We start from the raw sequence: 25,846 nt of genomic DNA on the forward strand, positions 1-25,846 counted from the left end.
TGCCACAGGACGGCCGGTGCCCACCGGCTGAACCGCGGGGCGCCGTCGGGCCGTGCGGGGGATACCGTGTTCCCTGCCCGCCACCGACCACCGGACCAAGGAGCGCACGTGAACGAGCCAGGCGCCGTGCCGTTCGCCGCGCAGGTCGTGTGGAGCCCGGACCTCCTGGGCTACGACTTCGGGCACGGGCACCCCATGTCCCCGACGCGGCTCGACCTGACGATGCGCCTCGTGCGCGCGCTGGGCCTGCTCGACGCGCCGGGCGTGGAGGTCGTCGGCACGTCGCCCGCGTCCGACGAGGTGCTCGCCCTGGTCCACGACCCGGCCTACGTCGCCGCGGTCCACGAGGCCTCGGAGCACGGCGTCGAGAACCCGGCCCTGGGGCTGGGTACCGAGGACGACCCCGTCTTCGCGGGCATGCACGAGGCCGCGGCCCGCATCCTGTCCGGCTCGTACGAGGCCGCCGGGGCCGTGTGGTCGGGGCGGGCGCTGCACGCCGTCAACATCGCCGGCGGCATGCACCACGCCCAGCGCGGGGCGGCGTCGGGCTTCTGCATCTACAACGACGCCGCGGCCGCGGTCCGCCGGTTGCTCGACGACGGGGCCGAGCGCGTCGCGTACGTCGACCTCGACGCGCACCACGGCGACGGGGTCGAGCAGGCGTTCTGGGACGACCCGCGGGTCCTGACCGTCTCGGTGCACCAGAGCGGCGCGACGCTGTTCCCCGGCACGGGGCACGCCACCGACACGGGCGGCCCCCGGGCCGCGGGGACGGCCGTCAACGTGGCCCTGCCGCGCCGCACCGACGGCTCGCGCTGGCTGCGGGCCGTCGACGCCGTGGTCCCGGCCGTCCTGCGGGCCTTCGAGCCGCAGGTCCTCGTGTCCCAGCACGGGTGCGACGCGCACGGTCACGACCCGCTCAGCGACCTCGACGTGAGCGTCGACGCGCAGCGTGCCGCCGTGCACTGGATCCACGAGCTCGCGCACGAGCTCGCCGGGGGGCGCTGGGTCGCCCTGGGCGGCGGGGGCTACTCGGTCACGTCGGTCGTCCCGTACGCGTGGTCGAACGTCGTGGCCGAGGTCGTGCACGCGCCCGTGGCCCCCTCGACGCCCGTACCGGGGGCGTGGCGGGACCACATCAGTGCGGTCGCGCACCGTGAGACCCCCGCGTTCATGGGCGACGGCGACGTCGAGTTCAGCGCGTGGGGCAAGGGGTACGACCCCGAGGACGAGGTGGACCGCGCCGTGGTCGCGACCCGCAAGGCGGTCTTCCCGCTGCTGGGGCTGGACGCACACTTCGACTGACCCGAGCGCCTACGGCAAGCGCCGGACCGTGCGGCCCGACGACGTCACCCGGCGTCGATTTCGGGCCACCCGCCGGGAGCAGGTAGTCTAGGAGACGGACTTTTTCTCGTGTTGGTCGGTTCCCGATCAGCCGTGGACCACCATGATCGGGGCGATCCCGATCGCACACCGATCCAGCATTGTGAGGACCCATGGGCTCCGTCATCAAGAAGCGCCGCAAGCGTATGGCCAAGAAGAAGCACCGCAAGCTGCTTCGCAAGACGCGCCACCAGCGTCGCAACAAGAAGTAGCAGCTCTGCGCGGTCACGCGCATGCTGTCGCGAGAGCCCGGTCCCCGCAGGGGTCCGGGCTCTTCGCATGCCTGGACCGATCCCGCCGTGCGCGCCCGGGGCGGGCGCCAGGGCCGGTCAGAGTCCTGCGCGGCCCTTGATCGAGCGCCGGATGGAGCGCAGCACGAGCCCGAGGACCCACGCCGCCCCGGCCCAGCTCGCGGTCTTGAGCCCCCGCCCCGCGACCCGACGGCGCCTGCCGCGGAACTCGCGGATGGGCCAGCCCACGTCCTTGGCGTGACGGCGCAGGCGCGTGTCCGGGTTGATGGCGCACGGGTGCCCCACGGACTGCATCATGGTCACGTCGTTGAGCGAGTCCCCGTAGGCGTACGACGACGCCAGGTCGATCCCGTGGAACTCGGCGAGCTCGCGCACACCTGCCGCCTTGGCCCGTCCGTGCATCATGTCGCCCACGAGCCGACCCGTGTAGAGGCCCTCCTCGTGCTCGGCGACCGTACCGAGGGCACCGGTGGCGCCGAGGCGGCGGGCGATGAGCTGCCCGATCTCGAGCGGGGTCGCGGACACGAGCCACACCTGGTGGCCGGCCGCGATGTGCTCGTCGAGGAGCTTCTGGGTGCCGGGGAAGATGCGCAGCGACAGGACCTGGTCGTAGACCTCCTCGCCGATCGCGACGACCTCCGCGACCGAGCGGCCCGCGACGAGGTCCAGGGCCCGGCTGCGCACCTGGTCGATCTGGCGCTTGTTCTCGCCGAGGAGGAGGTAGCGGGCCTGGTGGAGGGCGAACGTCACGAGGTCCGGCGTGGAGAAGAAGCCTCGCTGGTACAGCGCGCGGGCGAGGTGGAACGAGCTGGCGCCGCGGATGATCGTGTTGTCGACGTCGAAGAAGGCTGCCGTGGGATGGGTGGACCCAGGAGCAGACGTCGGCATGGCGTCCACTCTATCGGCGCTCGCAGACCCTCGCCGACGGCGTTCACCGGGCACGGCCGCCGGGGGGTCGGCGGAAGGGGGTGTCCGAGATGCGTAGGCTGAGGTCGTGAGCCCCGCAGATCCCGCCGCAGGACAGGTTCCTGAGACCGCCGCCGGACGTGACGCAGACCAGGTCGTGAGCGCGCCCGTGCGCGTCGTGCTCTACGGCCGCGTCGGGTGCCACCTGTGCGAGGAGGCCCGCGAGGTGGTGGGCTCCGTGTGCGCGGACCAGGGGGCGGGCTGGACCGAGGTCGACGTGGACTCCGACCCGTCGGGCGCGCTCGCGGCACAGTACGGTGACTACGTCCCGGTCGTGACCGTGGACGGCGTCCAGCAGGGGTTCTGGCAGGTCGACCGGGCGAGGCTCGCCCGGGCGCTCTCGCGGGGGCGCGCCACTGGCTGACGTTCCGCCGCGGGCGCCGAGCCTGGGATGATCCGAGACAGCAGGACAGCGAGATCGTCAACGATGACGACGACATGACGAAGCATGGGTGGTTCGGGTGGCAGAGACCCTGGGTGATACCGGCATTCCTGGCGCGACCGTGGCGCGCCTCCCCGCGTACCTGCGCGCGCTGCGCGACCTCGAGGGGCGCGGCGTCGAGACGACCTCGTCGACCGAGCTCGCGGAGCTCGCGGGCGTCGGGTCCGCGCAGCTGCGCAAGGACCTGTCCTTCCTGGGGTCGTACGGCACCCGCGGGGTGGGATACGTCGTCGACTCGCTCGCGACGTACATCACGTCCGCGCTGGGGGTCGAGGACGAGCACCGGATCGCGATCGTCGGCATCGGCTCCCTGGGGCACGCCCTCGCGAACTACTCGGGCTACGGCACGCGAGGGTTCGAGGTCGCGGCGTTGCTGGACGCCTCGCCGCACGTCGTCGGCACCGAGGCCGCGGGGCTCGTGATCGAGCACGTCGACGCGCTCGAGGAGGTCTTCGCCCGCGAGAACGTGACGATCGTCGTCCTGGCGACCCCGGCGCACGTGGCGCAGGACGTCGCGGAGAGGGTCGTCGCCGCGGGGGTGCGGGAGATCCTGAACTTCGCACCGCGCGCGCTCCAGCTTCCCGAGGACGTGATCGTGCGGTCGGTCGACGTCGGGAGCGAGCTGCAGATCCTGGCGTTCCACGCGCAGGCCAGGGCGCTCGCGAACCGGGGCCGGGGCGAGGAGGGCCGAGGGGCCGAGAGCGAGGGCGCCTAGGGGCGTCCGGACAGCGCAGGAGCCGGCGACCCGTCACGGGTCGCCGGCTCCTGGCACACCGGGCCGCGTCAGGACGCGGGGGCCGGTCGGGGGCGAGAGGCTCAGGCCTGCTTGATCGCCGAGAGGTCGAGCGCGATCTTGATCTTGTCGCCGACGAGCACGCCACCGGCCTCGAGGGCCACGTTCCAGGTCAGGCCGAACTCCTTGCGGGAGATCTCGGTCTCGGCCTCGAACCCGGCGCGCGAGTTGCCGTAGGCGTCGACTGCGGTGCCCGTGAACTCGGTCTCGAGCTTGACCGGCTTGGTCACGCCGTTGATCGTCAGGTCGCCCGCGATGACGAAGTCGTCGTCGTCGGCCTCGACGGCGGTCGAGACGAAGTTCCAGGTGGGGTTCTTCTCGGCGTCCCAGAAGTCGGCCGACTGGAGGTGGCCGTCGCGCCCTGCGTCGCCGGTGTTGACGGACTTGGCGTCGATCGCCGCGACGACGTTGGACGACTCGACGTCGTCGCCGATGTTCAGCGTGCCCTCGGCGATCGCGAGCGAGCCGCGGACCTTGGAGATGCCTGCGTGGCGGACCGTGAAGGTCGCCTGCGAGTGCGAGGGGTCGATGGCGTAGGTGCCTGCGGTCAGTCCGGCGGGAAGGGTCGTGGCCATGGGTGCTCTCCTGTGGAAGTCGTGGTGCGTATGCGTCAGGCGCGCCGTCCGACGCGCCATTAGTTGAAGATTCAACTTCATACGAACGCATCAACGCAAGCCCCCACCCCTCTATTCCCTGGTGGGCGGACCAGTTCTCGGATGGGAGACTGGGACGGTTGTTCGGACGGTGGGGGCGTGGCGGATGAAGGCGGAGATGACGGTTCAGCAGGACAGGCGCGCGGACGCGCCGCAGGACGCACCCTGGCTCGACGAGGGACAGCAGCACTCGTGGCGCCAGTACCTCGACGGCACGGCGCGGTTCGTCGAAGCTCTCGGCAGGGACCACGAGGAGCACTCGGCCCTCACGCTCGGCGAGTACGAGCTGCTCGTACGGCTCTCGGAGGCCGGCGACCACACCATGCGCATGTCCGCACTGGCCGACGGGCTCGCCCGGTCCCGGTCCCGCGTCACGCACACCGTGCACCGCATGGAGCAGCGCGGCCTCGTCCGCCGCTCCGCGAGCGAGACCGACCGTCGCGGGGTGAACTGCGTCATGACCGACGCGGGGTACGCCGAGCTCGTCGCCTCGGCGCCGGGGCACGTCCGTGCGGTGCGCCGCTTCATGGTCGACGTCCTGACCCCCGAGCAGCTCCGCAACCTCGGCGAGGCCATGGCGGCGATCGCCGAGGCCTGCCGCCTCGCGGAGGAGCCCGAGCCGCGCTAGGCGCACGGGCTCGGGCGCGCGGGCGCTGTGTCCGGGAGCACGCCGCCTGCGTGCACCGTGCGGGCAGAACTTTGGGACACTGGTCCCCATGGTCGCAACCACGGTCCACCTCATGCGTCACGGTGAAGTCTTCAACCCGGACGGCATCCTCTACGGTCGAATCCCCGGGTACCACCTCTCGGAGCTCGGGCACACCATGGCGCGTCGCGTCGCGGGGCACCTGTCGGGCAAGCCCGCCGAGGGTGCGCCCGCGCTGCCCGACGACGTCACGCCCGAACCCTTCGACGTCGCCCTGGTCATCGCCTCCCCGCTCCAGCGGGCGCAGGAGACCGCGACGCCCGTCGCCGAGGCCTTCGGGCTGCCGCTCGGGACGGACGAGCGCCTCATCGAGGCAGGCAACCACTTCGAGGGGATGAAGTTCGGCGTCGGCGACGGCTCGCTGCGCCACCCCGGCCACTGGCCCTACCTGTGGAACCCGATGCGTCCGTCGTGGGGCGAGCCGTACAAGCAGCAGGTCGCGCGCATGCACGCCGCGATCCACGACGCCCGCGCCCAGGCCGAGGGGCGCGAGGTCGTGCTCGTGAGCCACCAGCTCCCCATCTGGATCTCCCGCCTGGCCTTCGAGGGCAAGCGCCTGTGGCACGACCCGCGCAACCGCCAGTGCTCGCTCGCGTCGCTCACGTCGCTGCGCTTCGACGGCGACCGTCTCGTCGGCATCCACTACACCGAGCCGGTCGCGGACCTGCTGCCCGGGGCTGCGAAGGTCTCGGGCGCGTGACGCACCAGCCGCTTCTCAGGTTGTGCCCAGGCAGGTGGGAGACAGTGCTGCCATGATCCGCCCCTTCCGTGCCCGGCCAGGTCGCGCCCGCGCGACCTCCGGGATCGTCGCGCTCGTCTCGCTCGGCCTGGTCCTGTCCGCCTGCTCCCAGGAGTCGGGGGCCACGAGCCCCGACGACGTCGTGGGCCAGGGCTACGTCTCGGGCGACGGCTCGGTCAAGACCTGGGAGGTCTCCGACCGCGACGAGCCCGTGGTCCTGACCGGCACGGACTTCGAGGGCGGCGCGGTCGACACCTCGCAGTGGTTGGGCGACGTGGTCGTCATCAACACCTGGTACGCCGCGTGCGCGCCCTGCCGGGCCGAGGCGCCGGACCTGGTCGCGCTCGCGAACGACCGCGGCCCCGAGGGCGTGCACCTGCTCGGCATCAACAGCACCGACGACGCCGGTGCGGCGCTCGCGTTCGAGCGCACGTTCGAGGTGCCCTACCCCTCGATCGAGGACACGCGCGGCGAGGCCATCGCGACGCTCGAGGGCTCGGTCCCGCTGCAGGCCGTCCCGACGACGGTCGTGCTCGACCGCGAGGGCCGGGTCGCCGCGCGCGTCATCGGCCGCGCCGAGGGCTCGACGCTCGGAGCCATCGTCGACGACCTGCTCGCCGAGAGCGTCTGACGCATGGGTCCCCTCTCGTTCGCCGGCGACGTCGGCAGCACGTTCGCCACGACCGCGTTCAGCGGCTCGATGCTCCTGGCCGTGCCCGTCGCGATCCTCGCGGGGCTCGTGTCGTTCGCGTCTCCGTGCGTCCTGCCGCTCGTCCCCGGCTACGTCGGGTACGTGAGCGGGCTCGCGGCGGCCAACGCCGGGACCGGCACCCGTGCGGGTGGCGGAGGCACCGCCCTGAAGACGGGCCGGACCACCGGGCGATGGCGCGTCGTGACCGGCGTGGGGCTGTTCGTCGCGGGCTTCACGCTCGTGTTCGTGCTGCTCATGGTCGCCGCGGGCGCCATCGGGGTCCACGTCAAGGAGTGGGAGGGCGTCATCACGCGCGTCCTCGGGGTCGTCGTGATCCTCATGGGCTTCGCGTTCATGGGCGCCATGCCGTTCCTCCAGCGCGACCGCCGCCTGCACCTGAGCCCCACCGCCGGACTCTGGGGCGCCCCGCTGCTCGGCATCGTGTTCGGGCTCGGCTGGGCGCCCTGCATCGGCCCGACCCTCACGGCCGTCGTGGCGCTCTCGCTCGACGAGGCCACCGTGGGACGGGGGGCGATCCTCGGGATCGCCTACAGCCTGGGCCTGGGCATCCCGTTCCTGCTCATCGGGATCGGGCTCGAGCGCTCCAAGAAGGCCGTGGCGTTCCTCCGTCGCCACCGCGTCGCGATCATGCGCATCGGCGGCGGCATGCTCATCCTCATCGGCCTGGCCCTCGTGACGGGCGTCTGGGGCACCTGGACCGCGCGCCTCAGCGGGCTCATCACCGGCTTCGAGACGGTGATCTGATGAGCGACAAGGACCTGTACCGCCCCGAGGGCATCGACGACGCGTTCAGCCACCCCGAGCCCGACGCGGGCCGGACCGACGGCGAGACGACCCCGCCGACGGGAGCGGCGCCGTCGGGCCGGAAGGGGCGCGCGACGCCCACCGGCACCGACGCCGCCGGCGGACCTGCCCCGCAGCTCCCCGCGCTCGGCCTGCGCGGCACGCTGCGCTGGACGTGGCGCCAGGTGACCAGCATGCGCGTCGCGCTCATGCTGCTCATGCTGCTCGCCGTCGCCGCCGTCCCCGGCTCGGTGCTGCCGCAGCGCCCCCAGGACCCGGCCGCCGTCCTCACCTACCTCCAGGACAACCCCGGCACCGGCGAGTGGCTCGACCGGCTCGGGTTCTTCGACGTCTACGCGTCGGTGTGGTTCTCCGCGATCTACATCCTGCTGTTCGTCTCGCTCGTGGGCTGCATCCTGCCGCGCACCAAGGCGCACCTCCAGGCCGTGCGCAACCGCCCACCCCGCACCCCCCGCAGGTTCGACCGCTTCCCGGCCAAGGCCGAGACGACCAGCACCGCGACGCCCGACGAGGTCGTGGACGCGGCGGTCAAGCACCTGCGTGGTCGGCTGCGCTGGCTGCCGACGTTCCGCGTCGACGTCGGGACCGAGCCCGCCGACCCGGCCCGGGGGCTGCCCGAGCGGCGGACCGTGGCCGCAGAGCGCGGCTACCTGCGCGAGTCCGGGAACCTCGTCTTCCACCTGTCGCTCCTCGGGCTGCTCGTGGCCGTCGCCACGGGCCAGCTCCTGCACTTCCGCGGCCAGGCGATCATCACCGAGGGGCGCGGGTTCGCGAACGCGGTCGTCGACTACGACACGTTCGAGAACGGCTCGCTGTTCAGCCCGTCCTCGCTCGTCCCGTTCTCCATGACGCTCGACTCGTTCGACGCGCAGTTCGCGATGGACGCCGTGGCGTTCGCGCAGTCGCGCGACTTCACGGCCCACGTCACGGTGCGCGACCCCGACGGCACGTCCCAGCAGGAGCAGATCAAGGTCAACCACCCCATCGTGGCCGGCGGCGCCAAGATCTACCTCCAGGGCAACGGCTACGCGCCCGAGATCACGATCCACGACGCCGAGGGCCAGGTCGCGTTCGCCGGCCGCGTGCCCTTCCTGCCCGAGGACACCATGTACACCTCGCGCGGCGTCGTGAAGGTCCCGGACACCTCGGCCGGTCTCGACCAGATCGGGCTGGTCGGGTACTTCCTGCCCACGGCCGAGGTCGACGAGGTCGGCGCGCGCTCGACCTTCCCGCAACCGATCAACCCCCTGCTGGTGCTCGAGGTCTACCGGGGCGACCTGGGTCTCGACGAAGGCCTGCCGCAGAACGTGTACCGCCTCAACACGGACACGCTCACGCCCTCGGTCGACGCCGAGGGGGAACGCGTGAGGGTGCTCGTCGCCCCGGGCGAGACCGTCGAGCTGCCCGACGGACTGGGCACCATCACGCTCGCCGAGGGCGAGGTCCCGCGCTACGTCGCGCTCGACCTGCGCCACGACCCGGCGCTCGTCTGGATCCTCGTCTTCGCGCTCGGTGCGCTCGGAGGGCTCGCCGTCTCGCTCTTCACGCCGCGCCGTCGCGTCTGGCTGCGCGTGTGGAGCGAGGAGACGCCCGACGGCGCGTCGCCCGCACGGCGTACCGTCGTGAGTGTCGCGGGCCTCGCCCGCGGTGACGACGCGGGCCTCCAGGGCGAGGTCGACCGCGTGGTGGAGTCGCTGCCCGGCGCCCCGCCCACGACCGACCCACCCGCCGAGCGCCCCGCTGCGCCACGCACCCCGTCCTCCCCCCGCTCGACCGGTCAGGCTCGCACCGACCGACCACGAAAGGCTGACCGATGACCGTTGCCGACCTGAGCTCCGACCTGGTGTGGGCGGCCGCGACCGCCCTCACGGTCGCGTTCGTCGCGTTCGCGATCGACCTGTCCAGGCTGGGCGCCAAGGAGCCGCTCCCGGCGGAGGTCGATACCACCGCCGCCGAGGGGGACGCCTCGGTCGCCGTGGCCCTCGCCACCCCCGCCAAGCCGGTCTCGCGCAAGGCCGCCGGCATCGGCATCTCGACGGGCTGGCTGGGCACCGCCCTGCTGCTCGCCGCGATCGTGACCCGGGGCATCGCGGCGGGCCGTGCGCCCTGGGCCAACATGTACGAGTTCACGCTCGTCGGCGCGTTCGTCGCGATGGCGGTCTTCCTCGGCGTGAGCCTGCGCCGCGACGTGCGGTTCCTCGGGGCGTTCGTCACGGGGCTCGCGGTGCTGTTCCTCGTGGTCGCGCAGAACTCGTTCTTCCTCGACGCCACGGGCGTGCAGCCCGCACTCCAGTCCTACTGGCTCGTGATCCACGTGGGGGTCGCGATCATCGCCACGGGCATCTTCACGGTCGCGTTCGTCATGTCCTCGATCCAGCTCCTGCGCGACTCCCGCGAGAACGGCAACGGCTTCCTGGGGCACCCGGCCTGGCGGTGGCTCGACACGACGCCCCGGCCCGCGCAGCTCGAAGCCCTGAGCTTCCGCCTCAACGCGGTCGCTTTCGTGCTGTGGACCTTCACGATCATCGGCGGAGCGATCTGGGCCGAGCACGCCTGGGGCCGCTACTGGGGCTGGGACCCCAAGGAGGTCTGGAGCTTCGTCGTGTGGGTCGTGTACGCGGCCTACCTGCACGCCCGGACCACGCGCGGCTGGTCGGGGCGTCGCGCGGCGTACTTCGTGCTCGTCGGCTACGCGTGCGTGCTCTTCAACTTCACGGGCGTCAACCTGATCTTCAACGGCAAGCACTCGTACTCGGGCATCACGACGCAGGAGTGAGCGGCACCTCCTGGGCGGTCCGCACCCGACCTTCACCGCACGTCGACAGGTTCCCGGTGCGACGTCCCCCGGCCGGGACCGCGGAACCGCTAGCGTGACCCCTCGTGAGACAAGCACGAGGGGGACGCAAGGCGTCCGGCACGGACCACGAGACGGGCGGCGGCGACATGCCGGCAGGCGGCGGGCAGGGGGAGCGCCACGTCCGGTCGCGGCGTGAGCATCGCGTCCTGAGGGTCGTCGGCCTCGTCACGACGGCGGTCCTCGCGTTCGGGGTCTCGGGGGCGACCGCGGTGCTCGTCAAGACGTTGGGGAACGTCGACCAGGTCGACAACAAGGGGCTCGTCGCCCCGGAGGCCGACCGCCCACCGGCCCCGGTGCCCGACCCCGAGGACCCGCTCGCGGGGCTGCCCGTCAACCTCGTGCTGATCGGGTCGGACGACCGGTCCGGGGCGAACGCAGCGATCGGCGGAGCCGAGGACGGCATGCGCTCGGACACCACGATGCTCCTGCACGTCTCGGCCGACCGCTCGCGCGTCGAGCTCGTCTCGGTCCCGCGCGACCTGCGGATCGCCATCCCGTCGTGCACGGTCACGGGAGGTGGGACGACGCGGGCGTCGTCCCAGGCGACGTTCAACGAGGCGTTCTCCCGGGGCTGGGTCGGGGGCAAGGACCTCGCGTCGGCGGCGACGTGCACGCAGATGACCGTCGAGAAGATGTCGGGCGTGCGGACGGACGGCTTCCTGGTCGTGGACTTCGCTGGCTTCCAGACCATGGTCGACGCCCTCGACGGGGTGCCGATGTGCATCCCCGAGGACATGGACGACAAGGAGTCGAACCTTCACCTCAGCGCGGGGACGCAGACCCTGACCGGAGCCCAGGCGCTCGCGCTCGCTCGCGCCCGGCACGGCCTGAGCGACGGGTCCGACACCTATCGGATGGGCCGGCAGCAGGCGTTGCTCGCGGCGATGACGAAGTCCGTCCTGTCGCAGAACGTCCTCACGGACCTGCCGAACCTGCTCCAGTTCCTGGACGCCGCGACCAGCTCGCTGTCGATCAGCGGGGGAGTCGACCTCAAGGGCCTCGCGTTCTCGCTGAGGTCGGTGCGGCCCGACGCCGTGACGTTCCTGACGATCCCGTCGGGTCCTCAGCCGAGCAACGTCAACCGCGTGATACTGACGCCGGCCGCCGCCGACGTGTGGGCGAGGCTCGCGGCGGACCAGCCGGTCGTCCCCGAGCCGGAGGTCGAACCCGTGGCACCCACGCCCACGACGCCCCAGGAGCCCAGCACGCCGAACGGAGCCGACCCGGTCCCGCCGGCCCCGACGACCCCCGAGCCGGCGGCGCCGGTCGACCCGCTGGCCGACCGCAAGCCTGGTGAGGCGATCACCTCGGCCGACGCCCAGGCCGCGTGCTGAGCGTGCACGGCGCCCGTCGGCAGGCGCGGCGCAGGTCGCCGCTGCCAGGAGGCCTGCGAGACGTGGTCTAGGCGGGGTCGCCGCTGCCCGACGACGGCGTGCCGGGTGCCCCGTCCGTCTCGCCGGGCGAGGTGTCGCGCGGGCCGTCGTCGTCCGAGGTCCCGCGGGGGGAACCAGAGGGGCCTCCCGGGGTGGGGCCCGCCGTCGGGCCGGGGTCCGTGCCCTCGCCGCGGGCCTCGCGGCGGCGCTGCTGCTCGAGCTTCCACAGGAAGTCCGGGTCGTCGTCCGGGGCTACCGGGGCCGCCGGGCGTCGACGTGCCCCAGGACGGGCCCGGCCCGGCGCAGGCGAGCCGCCCGCGGTCGCGTGCCGGGCGCGCTGCGTGCGCGAGACGAGGATCCAGGCGAGCGGCCCGACGAAGGGCAGGAAGATGATCATCACGATCCACAGGCCCTTGGGGATCCCGCTCCGGTCGTTCTCGTCGCTCGTGGCACAGTCGGAGAGGGCGTAGACCGCGAGGCCTACGGCGAGCAGGGTCAGCAGGACGCGGGACATGACCCCAGCCTATGCGTCCTGGCAACCCGGAGGCACGGGAGGGCACGGTTCGGCGCACCCAGGTAAGGCACCTACCCTGGACGGGTGCCTATGGTCATCTACTCCGCGCTGCGCCTGGCGATCTTCGCGGTCCTCTTCGTCGTCCTGTACGCCCTGAACCTGGGTCACTGGGTCGTGTGCGCGGTCATCGCGGCCGTCCTGGCGTTCCTGGTCTCCTACCTCGCGCTGCGCGGCCCGCGCGAGCGTGCCGCCCAGTACCTCGCCGACCGCGCCGCGCGGCGCAGGGTAACGGGCGAGAAGTTCTCGCGGGAGATCGAGGACGACGCGGCGTTCGAGGACGCTGCCGTCGAGTCCGCCGGGTCCACGGCCTCGGCCACCCCGGCCGAGGCGCCCGCGGACCGACCGGGGCGCACCCCGGCCACGGACGCCTAGAGCGCGAGCCCCAGGCCCAGCAGCACCCCGTACCCGAGCTCGAACATCCCCGTGCCCGCGAGGACGGGGACGAGGAGCGGGCCACGCGCCCCGGCGACCACGGGCAGGGTCAGCAGCACCGCGGGCAGCAGCAGGAGCAGCACGAGCAGCGACCACGGCGCGGCGAACGCGCACACCACGCCCAGCAGGAGCGGGACCCAGATCATGGCGACGTACGCGCGCCGGGCCCGGAAGTCGCCGAGGCGTACCGCGACGGTGCGCTTGCCCGCGAGCACGTCCGTGGGGATGTCGCGCACGTTGTTGATCATCAGCAGCGCGCACGCGAGGAGGCCCACGGCCACGGCCCCGACCCCCGCGACCCACGTCACGCGGTCGGCCTGCGTGTACGTGGTGCCGAGGACCGCCACGAGCCCGAAGAACACGAACACGCCGACCTCCCCGAGGCCCCGGTACCCGTACGGGTTCTTGCCGCCCGTGTAGAACCACGCCGCGACGATCGCGAGCGCCCCGACGGCCAGGAGCCACCAGTGCCCCGTGAGGGCGACGAGACCCAGTCCCAGCACGGCGGCGACCCCGAAGCACGCGAACGCGGCGTTGCGCACCTGGGACGCGAGGGCCGCCCCCGAGGCCGTGAGCCGCATGGGCCCGACGCGGTCGACGTCCGTCCCACGGACCCCGTCCGAGTAGTCGTTCGCGTAGTTCACGCCGACCTGGAGCGCGAGCGCGACGCCCAGCGCCAGGAGCGCGGGCCAGAACGCGAAGGAGTCGACCTGGGCGGCAGCGCCCGAGCCGACGAGGACGGGTGCGGCCGCCGCGGGGAGGGTCCGCAGGCGGGCGCCTGCGACCCATTCGGCAGAGGTGGCCATGGTGCTCCGTTCAGTGGGTGCGTGGTGCGGTGCGGACGGCGAGCTCGGTCACGGCCGTCCGGTCGATCTTGCCCGGCCCCCGGCGGGGCAGGGCCGACACGACGAGCAGGTCGCGTGGGGCGGCGGGCGGTCCCAGCGTAGTCGCGACCGCGTGGCGCGCCCGGGCCAGCAGCTCCCCGTCCGCCGACGGGGAGCGTCGCTCGCCGGTCGTCGTCTCGACCACGGCGACGACGCGCTGCCCCCACTCGGCGTCCGGGACGCCGACGACGCTGACCTCGCCCAGCCCGTCGGTGCCTGCGAGCGCCGCGGCGAGCACGGCCTCGACCGCTGCCGGCGCCACGTTGACCCCACCCGTGACGATCACGTCGTCCGCCCGCCCGAGCACCGTCAGGACGCCGTCCGGGGCGAGAGCGCCCAGGTCGCTCGTGCGCAGCCACCGTGTCCCGTCAGGGTCGATGCGGAAGGTCGCGGCCGTGAGCGCCTCGTCGCCCAGGTACCCCGTGGCGAGCACGGGTCCCGAGATCTCGACGACGCCCGCGGTGTCGGGCCCGAGCTCGTGCCCGGACGCCCCGTCCACGACCCGCACCCGGACGCCCTCGAGCGCGACGCCGTCGTACACGCAGCCGCCGCTCGTCTCGGTCATGCCGTAGGTGGTGACGACCGTGGCGCCCGCCTCGCGCGCTCGCGCGAGGAGCACGGGCGACGCCGCGGCGCCGCCGAGGAGGATCGCGTCGAACGAGCGCAGCGCGGCGAGCGCGGGCTCGCTCCCCGGTCCCGGGTGCAGGAGTCGGTGGAGCTGGGTCGGGACGAGCGACACGTACCGACGGCCTGCGTCCATGCGGGCCGCGGCGGCGGCGAAGCCCGCGGCGGTGAACGGGGCGTCGAGGTCGGCGGCGACGAGCCGCGTCCCGGCGACGACCGACCGCAGGACGACCTGGAGCCCGGCCACGTGCGTGGGGGGCAGGGTCAGGAGCCACTGCCCGTCCCCACCGAGGCGCTGGTGCGTCGAGCGCGCGGAGGCGACCAGCGCGTCCGCGCCGAGCGCGACCTCGCGGGGCAGCCCGGTCGAGCCAGAGGTCTGCAGCACGAGCGCCGTCCCCGCCGGGAGGGGGCCCGAGAACGCGAGCGGGGAGGGTGCGACGGCCGGTCCGCGCCCGGCGAGGGCGTCGGCCACCGCGGCCCGCAGGTCGGCGACGTCAGCAGGTGCGGTTCCCTCGGCGCGTGGCATCCCTCCAGCGTAGATCGAGCCGTAGGGTGACGGGGAACCAGCGGAATCGACGAGCGTGAGGGTACGGATGGACAAGGTGAGGATGTCGCGGGTCGGATGGGCCACGACGGTGGTGGCAGGTCTGCTGGTGCTCTCCGCCTGTGGCGGGGGCGCGCCGACGGACGCCACGACGAAGGTCGTCCCGTCCGCTGTCGACGCGGCCAAGGCCTCTCCGCCCGCGCCCGTCGTGCCCGTCGTGTGGCCGCTCACGGGAGTCGCCACGGAGACCGTGGACGCACGCCCGGCGGTGGCGGTGAAGATCGAGAACCTTCCTGCGGCCCGCCCCCAGACCGGGCTGGACCAGGCCGACATGGTCTGGGAGGAGGTGGTCGAGGGCGGGATCACCCGGTTCGTCGCGGTCTTCCACTCCCAGGTCCCGGAGACCGTCGGTCCCATCCGGTCCGTGCGACCCATGGACCCGTCGATCTTCGGCCCGACCGCGGGCGTCCTCGTCTACAGCGGTGGGCAGCCGCCCTTCGTCGCGGCGGTCGGTGAGGCGGGCCTGCAGTCGATCGTCCACGACGAGGGCGACGGCGGCTTCTTCCTCAAGAAGGGCAAGAGAGCCCCGCACAACCTGTACGGCACCATGGCCGACTTCTTCTCGCAGGCAGAAGGGGACCGCACGGCCCCGCCCGAGCAGTTCCGGCACACGCGGACCCCGGGGCAGGGTACGGCCACGGTGGCCGGGGCGCCCTTCGCGCTCCTCGACGTCAAGCTGACCCACTCGAGCCGGGCGCAGTGGCAGTGGGGGACCGCGGAGAACGCCTTCCTGCGGAGCGAGGGCACGACCCCCGCGGTCTCCCCCGAGGGGGTGCGTCTCTCCGCGGCGAACGTGGTCGTGCTGAGCGTCGAGATGGTCAACACCACGTTCGTGGACCCGGCGGGAACTCCCGTGCCGGAGACCAAGCTCGTCGGCACGGGGGAGGGGCTCGTGGCGAGCGGCGGCAAGCAGGTCGCGGTGACGTGGTCCAAGGACGCGGTCGAGGCGCCGCTGGTCCTCACGGGGCCCGACGGCGCCCCCGTCCTCCTGGAGCAGGGCACGACCTGGGTCGAGCTCGTCCCGCGCGGGTCCGGGAGCTACGCGGTCAGCTGACCGTCGTCAGGCGCTCGTCCCGGCCGGGGCGAGACACCCAGGCGTCCAGGACGTCCTCGAGGGCCGGCAGCCGGTCGAACCCTCCCCCTGCGACGAAGTGCCCGCCGCCCTCGACGACCGTGAGCTCGGCGTCGAGGACCCGCGCGAGGGCCTCGGTGTGGGCCCGCGGGACGACCGGGTCGTCGTCGGCGACCACGACGTGCCGCCGTGCGGTGCGGGCCGCGATGCCGGCCGGGTCGAGCGGACGCTCGACGAAACGGTCGACCTCGGGGATCCCCGGGACCTCGTCGACGAACCCGGCGACCAGGGCGAGCCCACCGAGCCGCCAGTCGTCCTGCCGGGCTCCGAGGTGCTGGAGGATGGTGACGCAGCCCAGGCTGTGCCCCACGAGCACGGTCCTCTCGTCGAGGGGGCCGATCACTCCGGCGAGGGTCACGAGCCACACGTCGAGGTCGGGCGCCTGCGAGTGCGGCAGGTCGGGGACGACGACCTCGAGGCCCTGGGCCGCGTAGCGGTCGCGGACCGCCCCGAACCAGTGGTTGTCGGCCGTGGCGCCCAGGCCGTGCACGACCACGACCCTGGTCACGGGTGGGAGCGTGTCGAGCGGCTGTGCGGCGGAGCGGTCGGACGCCGCGGCGTCGTCGAGAACGGTCATGCCGGAACCGTATCGCCCCGCGCGAGGGGCGTGCGGGCGGTCGCCGCGGGTCGCGCCGTGAGAGGCGCCCGAAGCCCCCGCCCACCCCTCATCCTCACGGGGGAGGACGCGCTCACCCCTGAGGCTGACGGCGCACCGGTGAGGTCGAGACGCTGGACCGATGCGGCGACTGCGGGGTCCGCGGGAACGTAGAGGCATGGCAACGATGAACCCCACCCAGAGCCCGTTCGAGCCCGCGCCCACGGTCACCCCGTTCCCGCCCTCGATCGCCCCTACCCGCCCTGCCCTGCGCGCCGAGGAGCCGGACGACGACGAGACCGGCGCACGCCCGGCCGCGTCGATCGGGCCGGTCGTCGTCTCGATCGTCCTGCTGTTCGGCCTGGCCGTCGCGGTGGCCTTCGCGGGGCGCGGGATCGTCGAGATGCTCAGCGGCTTCGCCGCCGGTTCCTGACCGGTCCGCCAGCCGACCCGTCGGGACCTGGCCCGTCAGAAGTAGTACGGGAACTCGTCCCACTGCGGGTCCCGGCGCTCGAGGAACGCGTCACGTCCCTCGACCGCCTCGTCGGTCATGTACGCCAGTCGGGTGGCCTCGCCGGCGAAGACCTGCTGACCCGCGAGACCGTCGTCCGCGAGGTTGAACGCGAACTTGAGCATGCGGATCGCCTGCGGAGACTTGGTCGCGATGATCCGCGCGTACTCGAGCGCGAGCGGTTCGAGGTCCGCGTGGTCCGCGACCTCGTTGACCGCGCCCCACTCGTACGCGTCCTGGGCCGAGTACTCGCGGGCGAGGAAGAACACCTCGCGCGCGCGCTTCTGGCCCACCTGCCGGGCGAAGAGCGCCGAGCCGTAGCCCGCGTCGAACGAGCCCACGTTGGCGTCGGTCTGCTTGAAGCGGGCGTGCTCGCGGCTCGCGATCGACAGGTCCGCGACCACGTGCAGCGAGTGCCCGCCGCCCGCGGCCCAGCCGTTGACGACCGCGATCACGACCTTGGGCATGGTCCGGATGAGGCGTTGCACCTCGAGGATGTGCAACCGCCCCGCCTTGGCAGGGTCGATCGCGTCGGCCGTCTGGGCGTCCTCGCTCGTCGTGTACCGGTACCCGTCACGGCCACGGATGCGTTGGTCGCCGCCCGAGCAGAACGCCCAGCCGCCGTCCTTGGCCGAGGGGCCGTTGCCCGTGAGGAGGACGGTGCCGACGTCGGACGTCATGCGCGCGTGGTCGAGCACCCGGTAGAGCTCGTCCACGGTGTGGGGACGGAACGCGTTGCGGACCTCGGGCCGGTGGAAGGCGACACGGACGACGGGCAGGTCGCGCTCGTGCGCCACGCCGTCGCGCGTGCCGCGTTCGACACCACGGTGGTAGGTGATGTCGGTGAGCCCCTCGAAGCCGGCGACGGTGCGCCATGCCTGGGGGTCGAACGTCTCGGACACCTGTGCGGGGATGCTGCTCACGACCGTCACCCTAGCCGCCCGTGGCGGTGGGTGAGCGGCGCGCCGGACCGGGCGCCGGACCGCGTGGCGGGGACCGCGCGGGCCCGGACCCGGGCGTCGTGGCCCGTCCTCGTGCCCTACGGTGTGGGGGTGGGGACCTTGGAGGTCTTGACGGCAGTGCGTGCGGTCGTGTAATTCGGTGAAGCCCTTTCTGTGTTCAAGATCATGTCGCTGGTCCTCGTCGTGGCGGGATCGACGGCCTCGTACCGTCCCGGAGGAAGTCACTGATGGCGCCAGAGTCCGAGAAGCACGTCCCCCGCAGGCAGGCCCGAGGCACGCAGCGCCGCGACCTCATCGTGTCGGCCGCGGCCGAGCTGATCCTGCGTGACGGTCCCTCGAGCGTGACGCACCGGTCCGTGGCCGCGCAGGCCGACGTCCCGCTCGCCGCGACGACCTACTACTTCTCGGGTCTCGACGACCTCCTCGCGGCGGCGGGGCAGCGCATCGTCCGGGACTGGGCGGAGCGCGCGCAGGCGATCGGCCATGCGGTCGCGGACGCCGTCACCGACGGCGGGGTCGACGCGCTCAGCACGCGGTCACGGGCCCTCCTGCTCGTCGACGCCGTGCTCCCGCCCGGGGACCACGGGGAGCTCCTGGGCTTCTACGAGCACGTGGTCAGCGCGGGGCGCAGCCCGGTCCTCGCCTCGGCGTTCGCGCAGGGCAGGGGAGAGCTCGACGTCGTGGTCGACGCACTGCTCGCCCAGCTCGGTCTGCGCTTCTCCGCGGTCCTGCTGATCGCGGTCGTCGACGGCGCCGCGGTCACCGCGCTGTGCGAGGGGCGCAACGTCCGCGACCTCGCGGTCGACTGCGTCACGGAGCTCCTCGGCACCTCCTGACGCGGGGGCTGCGCGGCCTCGGCGCGGTCGCGGAGATAGCCTGTGACCGTGCCTCCCACGTCCCCCTCGAGCCGGACCCCTCGTCTCGTCGCCTGGTCCACGCCCCTGCGCACCCGCTTCCGCGGGCTCGACGTCCGGGACGGTCTGCTGGTGCGGGGCGAGGCGGGCTGGGCCGAGTTCTCGCCCTTCTGGGAGTACGACGACGCCGAGTCGGGGGCGTGGCTGCGTGCCGCGCGGGAGGCGGCGGACCTCGGCTGGCCGGCGCCCGTCCGGGCGAGCGTGCCGGTCAACGTCACGGTCCCCGCGACGGACCCACGGCGCGCGCACGACATCGTGACGTCGTCGGACGGGTGCCGGACCGCCAAGGTCAAGGTCGCCCAGCGCGACGCCGCCGGCGTCGTCGAGTCCGTCGACCGGGAGATCGCGCGCCTCGAGGCGGTGCGGGACGCCCTGGGGCCGGGGGGCCGGATCCGGCTCGACGCGAACGGTGGCTGGGAGCTCGACGAGGCCCTGCGGAGACTGCCGCTGCTGGACCGCGCGGCCGGCGGCCTCGAGTACGTCGAGCAGCCGTGCGCGAGCGTCGCGGACCTCGCGACGGTGCGACGTGCGACGTCGGTCCTGGTGGCGGCCGACGAGTCGATCCGCCGCGCCGAGGACCCGTTCGAGGTGCTGCGGGCCGAGGCCGCGGACGTCGTGGTGCTCAAGGTCCAGCCGCTCGGCGGGGTCCGGGCGTGCCTCGACCTGGCCGAGCGGGTCGGTCTGCCCGTGGTGGTCTCGTCGGCGCTCGAGTCCTCGGTCGGGCTCGCGGCGGGGCTGGCGCTCGCTGCCGCGCTGCCCGAGCTGCCCTTCGCGTGCGGCCTCGCGACGTCCCAGCTCCTGGCCCACGACGTGGTCGACGAGCCGTTGCTCCCCGTGGGCGGCGAGATCGCGGTGCGGCGTCCCGAGCCGTCGGCCGCCGCACTGGCGCTCGCGCGCGCGGAGCCGGCCACGGCCGAGCGCTGGGCCGAGCGGTACCGGCGCGTGGGTGCCCTCCTCGACGGAGCAGCGGCATGAGCGCCGCCGCGGTGCCCGCGGTGCCCGCCGTGCCCGCCGTGCCCGCCGGTTCCCCGGTGCTGCCGCCGGCCGTCGCCGCGGCGCGCGAGATCGTCGCGGGCCTGGTCGCGGACGGGGTGCGCGACGTCGTCGTGTCGCCGGGGTCCCGCAGCGCGGCGCTCGCCTACGCGCTCGCCGCGGCCGACGCGGCGGGCCTGCTGACGCTGCACGTGCGGATCGACGAGCGGGCCGCAGCCTTCCTGGCCCTGGGGCTCTCGCGCGGGTCGCAGGCCGAGGGACCGGGCGGCCTGCGCCCCGTCGCCGTGGTCACGACGTCGGGCACCGCTGCCGCCAACCTGCACCCCGCGGTGCTCGAGGCCCATCACGCGGGGGTCCCGCTCGTGCTGCTCACGGCCGACCGGCCGCACGAGCTGCGCGGCACGGGGGCGAACCAGACGACCGACCAGGTCGCCCTGTACGGGACCGCCGTGCGCCAGTCGGCCGACGTCCCGGCTCCTGACGGGCGTCCGGGCGAGCTGCGCGACCTGCGTGCGCTCCTGGTGCGGGCGCTCGTCGCGGCCCGCGGGACCCGGTCCCGGTACCCCGGGCCGGTGCACGTCAACGTGGCGTTCCGCGAGCCCCTCGTGCCGCCCGCACCGCTGGGAGCGCTGCCGTCCGCTGCCCACGAGGCCGGGGTCTCGCCCGACCGGGCCCTCGTGGCGGGCGCGCGCGACGACGTCGGGCCGTGGCCGCTCGACCCCGCCCCGGCGACCGTGCTCGTCGCGGGCGATGGTGCCGGCGCGGACGCCCGGCGGCTCGCCGAGGCGCGGGGCTGGCCCCTGCTCGCCGAGGCGTCGTCCGGGGCGGCCGCGGGCAGCCACGCGGTCGCCGCGCACCGGCTCGTGCTGGGGAGCCTCGGTCACGGGGTCGAGCGCGTCGTCGTCCTGGGACGCCCCACGCTCTCGCGCCCGGTCCAGCAGCTCCTCGCGCGCGAGGACGTCGAGGTGCTCGTCGTCGCGCCCGGAGGAGGGCCCTGGCCCGACGCGGCACGCTCGGCGAGCGCGATCCTGCCCGGCGTCCCGGACGCGTGGTGGTCGGGGCCGACGGGTGACCGGACGTGGCTCGACGCGTGGCGCGGTGCGGGGCAGGCGGCCCGGAAGGCCGTCGCCGACCGGGTGTCCGCCCCCGGCCCGATGACGCCGCTCGCCGTCGCCGCGGCGGTCGCCGAGGCCTCGGGCCCCGACGACGTGCTCGTGGTCGGGTCGAGCAACCCGGTGCGGGACCTCGACCTCGTCGTCGACTGGGACGTGTCGCCGCTCGTGCTCGCCAACCGCGGGCTCGCGGGCATCGACGGGATGCTCTCGACCGCGACGGGCGTCGCGCTCGCCGCGGCGCGTGCCGGGCGGCGCACGCGCGCCCTCGTGGGCGACCTCACGTTCCTGCACGACGTGGGCGGGCTCCTGCGCGGACCGCACGAGCCGGCCGCCGACCTCCAGGTCGTCGTGGTCAACGACGACGGCGGGTCGATCTTCGCGACCCTCGAGTACGGGGCGCTCGCCGAGGACGCCCCCGAGACGGCGACCGCGTTCGAGCGCGTGTTCTCGACCCCGCACGGGGCGGACCTCGCCGCACTGTGCGCGGGGTACGGCGTCCGGCACCGGCTCGTCACGGACACCGCGGCCCTGCGGGCGGAGCTCGCGCGCCCGTCCCACGGTGTCGAGGTCGTCGAGGTGCGGGTCGAACGTGCGGGGCGCCGCGCGGAGGGCGCATCCCTCGCGGCCGACGTGGGCGCCGCGGTCGCGCGGAGCCTCCCGCGGGGGCGCGAGGGCCAGGACGCCGCAGGTCGGGACGCCTGAGAACCCTCCCAGGAGTCGTCCGGAACTCGCAGCGAACTCACAGGATCGTTCAAGCGACGTTCCAGCGCCGGGGTGTGAAGTAGTCCTCAGAACGAACGAGGAGGGAACACCCCATGACCGAGAACACCCCGCAGGTCCCCGAGCACCAGGCTCCGCGCGACGGCGACACCCAGCGCATCGAGGCGCAGCCCACGCAGCAGCTTCCCGTCACCCCGACGGCCCCTGCCGCCCCCGCGCCGCAGGCCCCCGCGCAGCAGCACTTCGCGGCCCCGCACCCGGCGCCCGTGCCCGCGCCGCCCGCGCAGCACGCACCGCAGCAGCCGCAGCACGCCCCCTACGGCGCGCAGGCTCCCTACGGGGCGCAGGCTCAGCACGGCGCCCCGACGAGCACCCCGTACTCCGCGGCCGGCATGCCGCCCGCGCCGGTGGCGCCCGAGCAGCCCCAGGTCGCGACCAGGAAGAGCAAGACCTGGATCCCCGTGGTCGGCGCGGCCGCCGCGGCCGCCGTCCTCGCGAGCGCCGGCACCGCCGGTCTGCTCGGCGTGCTCGACGGCAACGGCTCGTCGCCCAGCTCGCTGGCCTCGGTCGGGGAGACCAAGGAGAACTCGACGGTCCCCGTCGCCGACTCGACGTCGGAGAACCCGAACTGGCAGGCCGTGACGAGCGCCGTCGCGCCGTCGGTCGTCTCGATCCAGGTCACCACGGCCGCGGGTGGAGCCGAGGGATCCGGTGTCGTGATCGACACCGAGGGCCACGTCCTGACGAACAACCACGTCGTCGAGGGTGCGCAGGACGACACCGTCCAGGTCACGCTCAGCGACGGCCGCCTGTACGAGGCGAAGATCGTGGGTCTCGACCCGACGACCGACCTCGCGGTGGTCGAGCTCGTCGACCCGCCGAGCAACCTCACGCCGGCCTCGTTCGGCGACTCCGACGACGTCACCGTGGGCGAGTCGGTCCTGGCCGTCGGCAACCCGCTCGGCCTGGCCAACACGGCCACGACCGGCATCGTGTCCGCGCTCGACCGCCCGGTCGCCGCGTCGGGCTCCGACGGCGGCAGCACCGTGGTCACGAACGCGATCCAGATCGACGCCGCGATCAACCCCGGCAACTCCGGCGGGCCGCTGTTCAACGCGCAGGGCGAGGTCATCGGCATCACCTCGTCGATCGCGACGACCTCGAACCAGTCCGGCTCGATCGGCCTGGGCTTCGCCATCCCGGTGAACCTCGCGAAGAACATCAGCGCGCAGCTCATCGAGAACGGCACGGCCGAGCACGCGTTCCTGGGCGTGAGCATGACGGACGCGACGGCCACGGCCGACGGCGTCACGCGCCGCGGCGCCGAGGTCAAGTCCGTCTCGGACGGCTCCCCGGCCGCCGAGGCCGGCATCAAGACCGGTGACGTGATCGTCGCGATCGACGGCAACCCCGTGAGCGGCGCGGAGTCGTTGACCGGGTTCGTGCGCGAGCGTGCGACCGGAGACGTCGCGAAGGTCACTCTGGTCCGGGACGGCAAGACGGTCGACGTCGACGTGACGCTCGCCGCGAAGCCGACCGAGACGAGCACGGACGGCCAGAGCGGCTCGGGCCAGCAGGGCTCGGGTTCCGACCAGGGCGGTTCCGGCCAGCAGCTCCCGGGCTCCGGCCAGGACGGTTCGAGCCAGGACGGCTCCGGTCAGGGGCAGTCCGACCAGACCAACCCGAACAACCTGCCCAACCCCTTCGACTGGTTCAACGGTCAGGGCTGAGGCAGCACGAGCCGGACCCGGTGGCGTCGGCGGTGACGGTGGGAACCTCCCCCTGTGCCCGCCGTGGGCCGACGCCACCGCGGTCCTTCGACCGTCCCCCGGTCCGCGTTCCCCCCTGTCGACCGGCGGGACCGCCGAGGTGCGGCACTGTTCCCCTGCAGGTGCCCCTCGGCACGGATGCCCCGGTCCGTACGGTTCGCCGTACGGGCCGGGGCGTCGTCGTGCTCGGGGCGGCCAGGCCTACTGGTCGCGGACCGGCAGCGCCTCGTCGTCCGGGGTCGGCCGGGCGGGCACGGCGGGTCCGTCCCACGGAGAGGTGAGGACGGGGTCGGCGTCGAGCAGCACGAGGGCCTTGGTCGAGCGGACCTCGGTCGTCGTGTACCCGAGCCCGTCGGCGACCTCGCGGGGCAGGACGTCGGCGAGCGTGACGCGCGTCGCGCGGAACTCCTGGCCCCACGCCTCGACCGCGGCGACGAGCTGGCTGGCGACGGTCGTCCGGTCGGCGGCGGGGTCGACCGCGATCTCGTCGATCTCGACGACGGCTCCGTTGGCCGTGAACGTCAGGCGCTGGCTGGCCAGGAGGTAGCCGACGACGCCCGTCGCGTCCTCGGCGACCAGCAGCAGCGTGTCGAGGGCCCGGAGCAGGGGGCCGACGACGCGGTCGTGGGTGGCGCGGTCCGGCGCGTCCGGCTGGAGACGGACGACGAGGAGCCAGAGGTCCTCGCGGTCGGCGGTGGTGGCGCGACGTACGGTGACGTCGTCGTGCGTGGGGGCCAGAGTCATCGTCGTCGCGTCGGTCACCGGGTGAACTTAACAGGCGGAACCGCACACTTCCGGAAGGTGTCCGTCGAACGGTCCATTCGTCGCGTACTTCACGAAACTACCGGTGGAGTTCGGCGTCCTGACGCCATTCCCAGGGTGGTCACGCGTCCACCGTGCGGACGCCCGTCTCACTCCCCGAGCGCGTACCGCATGGGTTCGAGCTTGGCCTCGGACTCCGCGAGCTCGGCCGCCGGGTCGGAGGCCGCGACGATCCCGCAGCCCGCGAAGAGGCGCACGTGGTGCGGGTCGCCGGAGGACAGCTCGGCCGAGCGCAGCGCGATGCCCCACTCTCCGTCACCGTCCGCGCCGAACCAGCCGACGGGAGCCGCATAGCGGGCCCGGTCCATGCCCTCGATCTCCCGGATGAGGTCGCGTGCCGCGAGGGTCGGCGTCCCGCACACCGCGGCCGAGGGGTGCAGCGCGGCGGCGAGCGCCAGGCTCGTGGGCGCGGGGCCGCCGTCGGTCCCCGACGCGAGGACGCCCGTGACGTCGGACGCCAGGTGCAGCACGTTGGGCAGGTGCAGCACGAACGGCGCGTCGGGGACGTTCATGGACGAGCAGAAGGGCGCGAGCGCGTCGGCGACCGACGCGACCGCGTACTCGTGCTCCTCGAGGTCCTTGGACGAGCGGGCCAGGTGCGCTGCCCGCAGCAGCGAGTCGTCGTCGGCCTCGGCGCCGCCCGAGCGACGGATCGTCCCGGCCAGCACGCGCGAGGTCACGAGCCCCTTCTCGCTGCGCACGAGCAGCTCCGGGGTCGCGCCGACCATGCCGTCGACCGAGAACGTCCAGCACGCGTCGTAGGCCACCGCGAGGCGCCCGAGCATCCAGCGGGGGTCCACGGCGTGCTCGGCGGTCGCGACCACGTCGCGTGCGAGCACGACCTTCTCGAGCTCGCCCCGGCGGATCCGTTCGACGCCCTCGGCGACGACCGCGGTCCAGTCGCCCGCGCTGAGCGAGCCGTCGACCGTGGTCACGCGGCCCGGCCCGACCACGGGCGTGCGGTGCGCCGGGTCGAGGACCGACGCGACGTCGTCGGGCAGGGAGTCGCCCTCCGCGATGCTGGTCACCCACGCCGTGCCGCCCGGCCCGCCCCGACGCCCGACGACGACGCGCGGCACCACGATCGTCCCGCCCGGTCGGGCGTCGCCCGAGGTCCCGGACGCGTCGTCGAACGCGAACGACCCGAACGCGACGAGGCCGCTGCCGGGCAGCGAGACGTCGTCGTGCACGACGGCCGCGCCCAGCACCTCCTGCCACGCGGCCTCGGCGTCCGCGAAGCGGCCCGGCCCCCACGCCTCGAGCCGCAGGGTCTCGCCCCACCCGACGAGGCCGTCGCCGCGCCGCACCCAGGCGAGCGGTCGGGCGTCGGGCAGGAGGTCGGTCAGCGCCGTGAGGTCGTCGGGCAGCCCGCCGGGCAGCCGCGTCGTGCGCACGACGAGGCGAGGGACGGCGGGGGACCCGGGGGAGCCGGTGCGGGGAGAGCCTGCCGGGGGAGCACCGAGGTCGTCGGAGCCCGCCGGGAGGTGGGAGTGCTCAGTCATCGTCTCCAGCGTAG

At 73.9% G+C, this 25,846-nt stretch carries 27 protein-coding genes; 18 read left to right on the forward strand and 9 right to left on the reverse strand.

The features are described 5' to 3' along the window. The first annotated feature begins 108 nt into the window (after positions 1-108). Positions 109-1,305, forward strand: a complete 1,197-nt coding sequence (locus JOD48_RS05015) for an acetoin utilization protein AcuC (protein WP_307823978.1) — start codon at positions 109-111, stop codon at positions 1,303-1,305. A 191-nt stretch (positions 1,306-1,496) separates the two neighbouring features. Next, on the forward strand, positions 1,497-1,595 hold the full coding sequence (locus JOD48_RS05020) for a 30S ribosomal protein bS22 (RefSeq protein WP_003792170.1): 99 nt from the start codon (positions 1,497-1,499) through the stop codon (positions 1,593-1,595). Between the two features lie 117 nt (positions 1,596-1,712). Here JOD48_RS05020 and JOD48_RS05025 read toward each other — a convergent pair whose 3' ends face one another. Further along, positions 1,713-2,522 carry an HAD family hydrolase gene (locus tag JOD48_RS05025; protein WP_204807853.1) on the reverse strand — a complete coding sequence of 270 codons (810 nt, stop codon included), beginning with the start codon at positions 2,520-2,522 and terminating at the stop codon, positions 1,713-1,715. Between the two features lie 106 nt (positions 2,523-2,628). On the opposite strand from JOD48_RS05025, the gene JOD48_RS05030 reads away from it, so the two are divergent. Further along, entirely contained in the window at positions 2,629-2,964 is a 336-nt protein-coding gene (locus JOD48_RS05030; protein WP_307823979.1) for a glutaredoxin family protein, read from the forward strand. Between the two features lie 97 nt (positions 2,965-3,061). After that, on the forward strand, positions 3,062-3,757 hold the full coding sequence (locus JOD48_RS05035) for a redox-sensing transcriptional repressor Rex (RefSeq protein ID WP_191791711.1): 696 nt from the start codon (positions 3,062-3,064) through the stop codon (positions 3,755-3,757). A 101-nt stretch (positions 3,758-3,858) separates the two neighbouring features. Here JOD48_RS05035 and JOD48_RS05040 read toward each other — a convergent pair whose 3' ends face one another. Next, positions 3,859-4,410, reverse strand: a complete 552-nt coding sequence (locus JOD48_RS05040; RefSeq protein ID WP_191791712.1) for a YceI family protein — start codon at positions 4,408-4,410, stop codon at positions 3,859-3,861. Between the two features lie 196 nt (positions 4,411-4,606). Here JOD48_RS05040 and JOD48_RS05045 point away from each other — a divergent pair, with 196 nt between their 5' ends. From JOD48_RS05045 to JOD48_RS05075, 7 genes are all read left to right on the forward strand, one after another. Next, the gene (locus tag JOD48_RS05045; protein WP_204807856.1) at positions 4,607-5,116 is read left to right on the forward strand and encodes a MarR family winged helix-turn-helix transcriptional regulator; all 510 of its coding nucleotides are present in this window, start codon (positions 4,607-4,609) and stop codon (positions 5,114-5,116) included. 88 nt (positions 5,117-5,204) lie between these two features. Then, complete coding sequence (locus JOD48_RS05050; protein ID WP_138825696.1) at positions 5,205-5,894, forward strand: histidine phosphatase family protein; 690 nt, start codon at positions 5,205-5,207, stop codon at positions 5,892-5,894. Between the two features lie 52 nt (positions 5,895-5,946). Beyond that, positions 5,947-6,564 (forward strand): TlpA family protein disulfide reductase, encoded by a 618-nt coding sequence (locus JOD48_RS05055; RefSeq protein ID WP_191791714.1) that lies wholly within the window; start codon positions 5,947-5,949, stop codon positions 6,562-6,564. A 3-nt stretch (positions 6,565-6,567) separates the two neighbouring features. Continuing rightward, positions 6,568-7,389, forward strand: a complete 822-nt coding sequence (locus JOD48_RS05060; RefSeq protein ID WP_204807858.1) for a cytochrome c biogenesis CcdA family protein — start codon at positions 6,568-6,570, stop codon at positions 7,387-7,389. Continuing rightward, positions 7,389-9,266 carry a cytochrome c biogenesis protein ResB gene (resB, locus tag JOD48_RS05065; RefSeq protein WP_204807860.1) on the forward strand — a complete coding sequence of 626 codons (1,878 nt, stop codon included), beginning with the start codon at positions 7,389-7,391 and terminating at the stop codon, positions 9,264-9,266. Before JOD48_RS05060 ends, resB begins: the two co-directional genes overlap by 1 nt. Continuing rightward, positions 9,263-10,225, forward strand: coding sequence for a c-type cytochrome biogenesis protein CcsB (gene ccsB / locus JOD48_RS05070; protein ID WP_191791717.1), 963 nt, complete (start codon positions 9,263-9,265; stop codon positions 10,223-10,225). Before resB ends, ccsB begins: the two co-directional genes overlap by 4 nt. A gap of 104 nt (positions 10,226-10,329) precedes the next feature. Then, positions 10,330-11,640, forward strand: a complete 1,311-nt coding sequence (locus JOD48_RS05075) for an LCP family protein (protein WP_204807862.1) — start codon at positions 10,330-10,332, stop codon at positions 11,638-11,640. A 67-nt stretch (positions 11,641-11,707) separates the two neighbouring features. On the opposite strand, the gene JOD48_RS05080 is transcribed toward JOD48_RS05075, so the two are convergent. Continuing rightward, entirely contained in the window at positions 11,708-12,193 is a 486-nt protein-coding gene (locus tag JOD48_RS05080; protein WP_191791719.1) for a PLD nuclease N-terminal domain-containing protein, read from the reverse strand. 90 nt (positions 12,194-12,283) lie between these two features. Here JOD48_RS05080 and JOD48_RS05085 point away from each other — a divergent pair, with 90 nt between their 5' ends. Further along, positions 12,284-12,625 (forward strand): DUF4229 domain-containing protein, encoded by a 342-nt coding sequence (locus JOD48_RS05085; RefSeq protein ID WP_225227339.1) that lies wholly within the window; start codon positions 12,284-12,286, stop codon positions 12,623-12,625. Here the strand turns inward: JOD48_RS05085 and JOD48_RS05090 are convergent. Beyond that, the gene (locus JOD48_RS05090) at positions 12,622-13,491 is read right to left on the reverse strand and encodes a 1,4-dihydroxy-2-naphthoate polyprenyltransferase (RefSeq protein ID WP_138825685.1); all 870 of its coding nucleotides are present in this window, start codon (positions 13,489-13,491) and stop codon (positions 12,622-12,624) included. The genes JOD48_RS05085 and JOD48_RS05090 overlap by 4 nt on opposite strands. A 10-nt stretch (positions 13,492-13,501) precedes the next feature. Then, on the reverse strand, positions 13,502-14,719 hold the full coding sequence (locus JOD48_RS05095) for an AMP-binding protein (protein ID WP_204807864.1): 1,218 nt from the start codon (positions 14,717-14,719) through the stop codon (positions 13,502-13,504). A 67-nt stretch (positions 14,720-14,786) separates the two neighbouring features. On the opposite strand from JOD48_RS05095, the gene JOD48_RS05100 reads away from it, so the two are divergent. Next, positions 14,787-15,851, forward strand: coding sequence for a DUF3048 domain-containing protein (locus JOD48_RS05100; RefSeq protein ID WP_239527335.1), 1,065 nt, complete (start codon positions 14,787-14,789; stop codon positions 15,849-15,851). On the opposite strand, the gene JOD48_RS05105 is transcribed toward JOD48_RS05100, so the two are convergent. Further along, the gene (locus tag JOD48_RS05105; RefSeq protein ID WP_204807867.1) at positions 15,844-16,506 is read right to left on the reverse strand and encodes an RBBP9/YdeN family alpha/beta hydrolase; all 663 of its coding nucleotides are present in this window, start codon (positions 16,504-16,506) and stop codon (positions 15,844-15,846) included. The two genes, JOD48_RS05100 and JOD48_RS05105, sit on opposite strands and share 8 nt — an antisense overlap. A gap of 196 nt (positions 16,507-16,702) precedes the next feature. Between JOD48_RS05105 and JOD48_RS05110 the strand changes: the two genes are divergently transcribed. Further along, the gene (locus JOD48_RS05110) at positions 16,703-16,957 is read left to right on the forward strand and encodes a hypothetical protein (RefSeq protein WP_191791723.1); all 255 of its coding nucleotides are present in this window, start codon (positions 16,703-16,705) and stop codon (positions 16,955-16,957) included. Between the two features lie 35 nt (positions 16,958-16,992). On the opposite strand, the gene JOD48_RS05115 is transcribed toward JOD48_RS05110, so the two are convergent. Continuing rightward, entirely contained in the window at positions 16,993-17,958 is a 966-nt protein-coding gene (locus JOD48_RS05115; protein WP_191791724.1) for a 1,4-dihydroxy-2-naphthoyl-CoA synthase, read from the reverse strand. 266 nt (positions 17,959-18,224) lie between these two features. Between JOD48_RS05115 and JOD48_RS05120 the strand changes: the two genes are divergently transcribed. The 4 genes from JOD48_RS05120 (at position 18,225) to JOD48_RS05135 (ending at position 23,469) form a co-directional block, all read left to right on the forward strand. After that, positions 18,225-18,833, forward strand: coding sequence for a TetR/AcrR family transcriptional regulator (locus JOD48_RS05120; protein ID WP_191791725.1), 609 nt, complete (start codon positions 18,225-18,227; stop codon positions 18,831-18,833). A gap of 42 nt (positions 18,834-18,875) precedes the next feature. Continuing rightward, complete coding sequence (locus JOD48_RS05125; protein ID WP_372440689.1) at positions 18,876-19,886, forward strand: o-succinylbenzoate synthase; 1,011 nt, start codon at positions 18,876-18,878, stop codon at positions 19,884-19,886. Beyond that, positions 19,883-21,721, forward strand: coding sequence for a 2-succinyl-5-enolpyruvyl-6-hydroxy-3-cyclohexene-1-carboxylic-acid synthase (menD, locus tag JOD48_RS05130; protein WP_204807871.1), 1,839 nt, complete (start codon positions 19,883-19,885; stop codon positions 21,719-21,721). The genes JOD48_RS05125 and menD overlap by 4 nt, the downstream gene beginning before the upstream one ends. Before the next feature lie 113 nt (positions 21,722-21,834). After that, positions 21,835-23,469 (forward strand): S1C family serine protease, encoded by a 1,635-nt coding sequence (locus tag JOD48_RS05135; RefSeq protein WP_204807873.1) that lies wholly within the window; start codon positions 21,835-21,837, stop codon positions 23,467-23,469. 240 nt (positions 23,470-23,709) lie between these two features. On the opposite strand, the gene JOD48_RS05140 is transcribed toward JOD48_RS05135, so the two are convergent. Then, complete coding sequence (locus JOD48_RS05140) at positions 23,710-24,270, reverse strand: GNAT family N-acetyltransferase (RefSeq protein ID WP_191791729.1); 561 nt, start codon at positions 24,268-24,270, stop codon at positions 23,710-23,712. A gap of 149 nt (positions 24,271-24,419) precedes the next feature. Continuing rightward, positions 24,420-25,832 carry an isochorismate synthase gene (locus JOD48_RS05145; RefSeq protein ID WP_204807875.1) on the reverse strand — a complete coding sequence of 471 codons (1,413 nt, stop codon included), beginning with the start codon at positions 25,830-25,832 and terminating at the stop codon, positions 24,420-24,422. Between the last annotated feature and the right edge of the window lie 14 nt (positions 25,833-25,846).

This window comes from Oerskovia paurometabola, from assembly GCF_016907365.1.
GTDB classification, from domain to species: domain Bacteria; phylum Actinomycetota; class Actinomycetes; order Actinomycetales; family Cellulomonadaceae; genus Oerskovia; species Oerskovia paurometabola.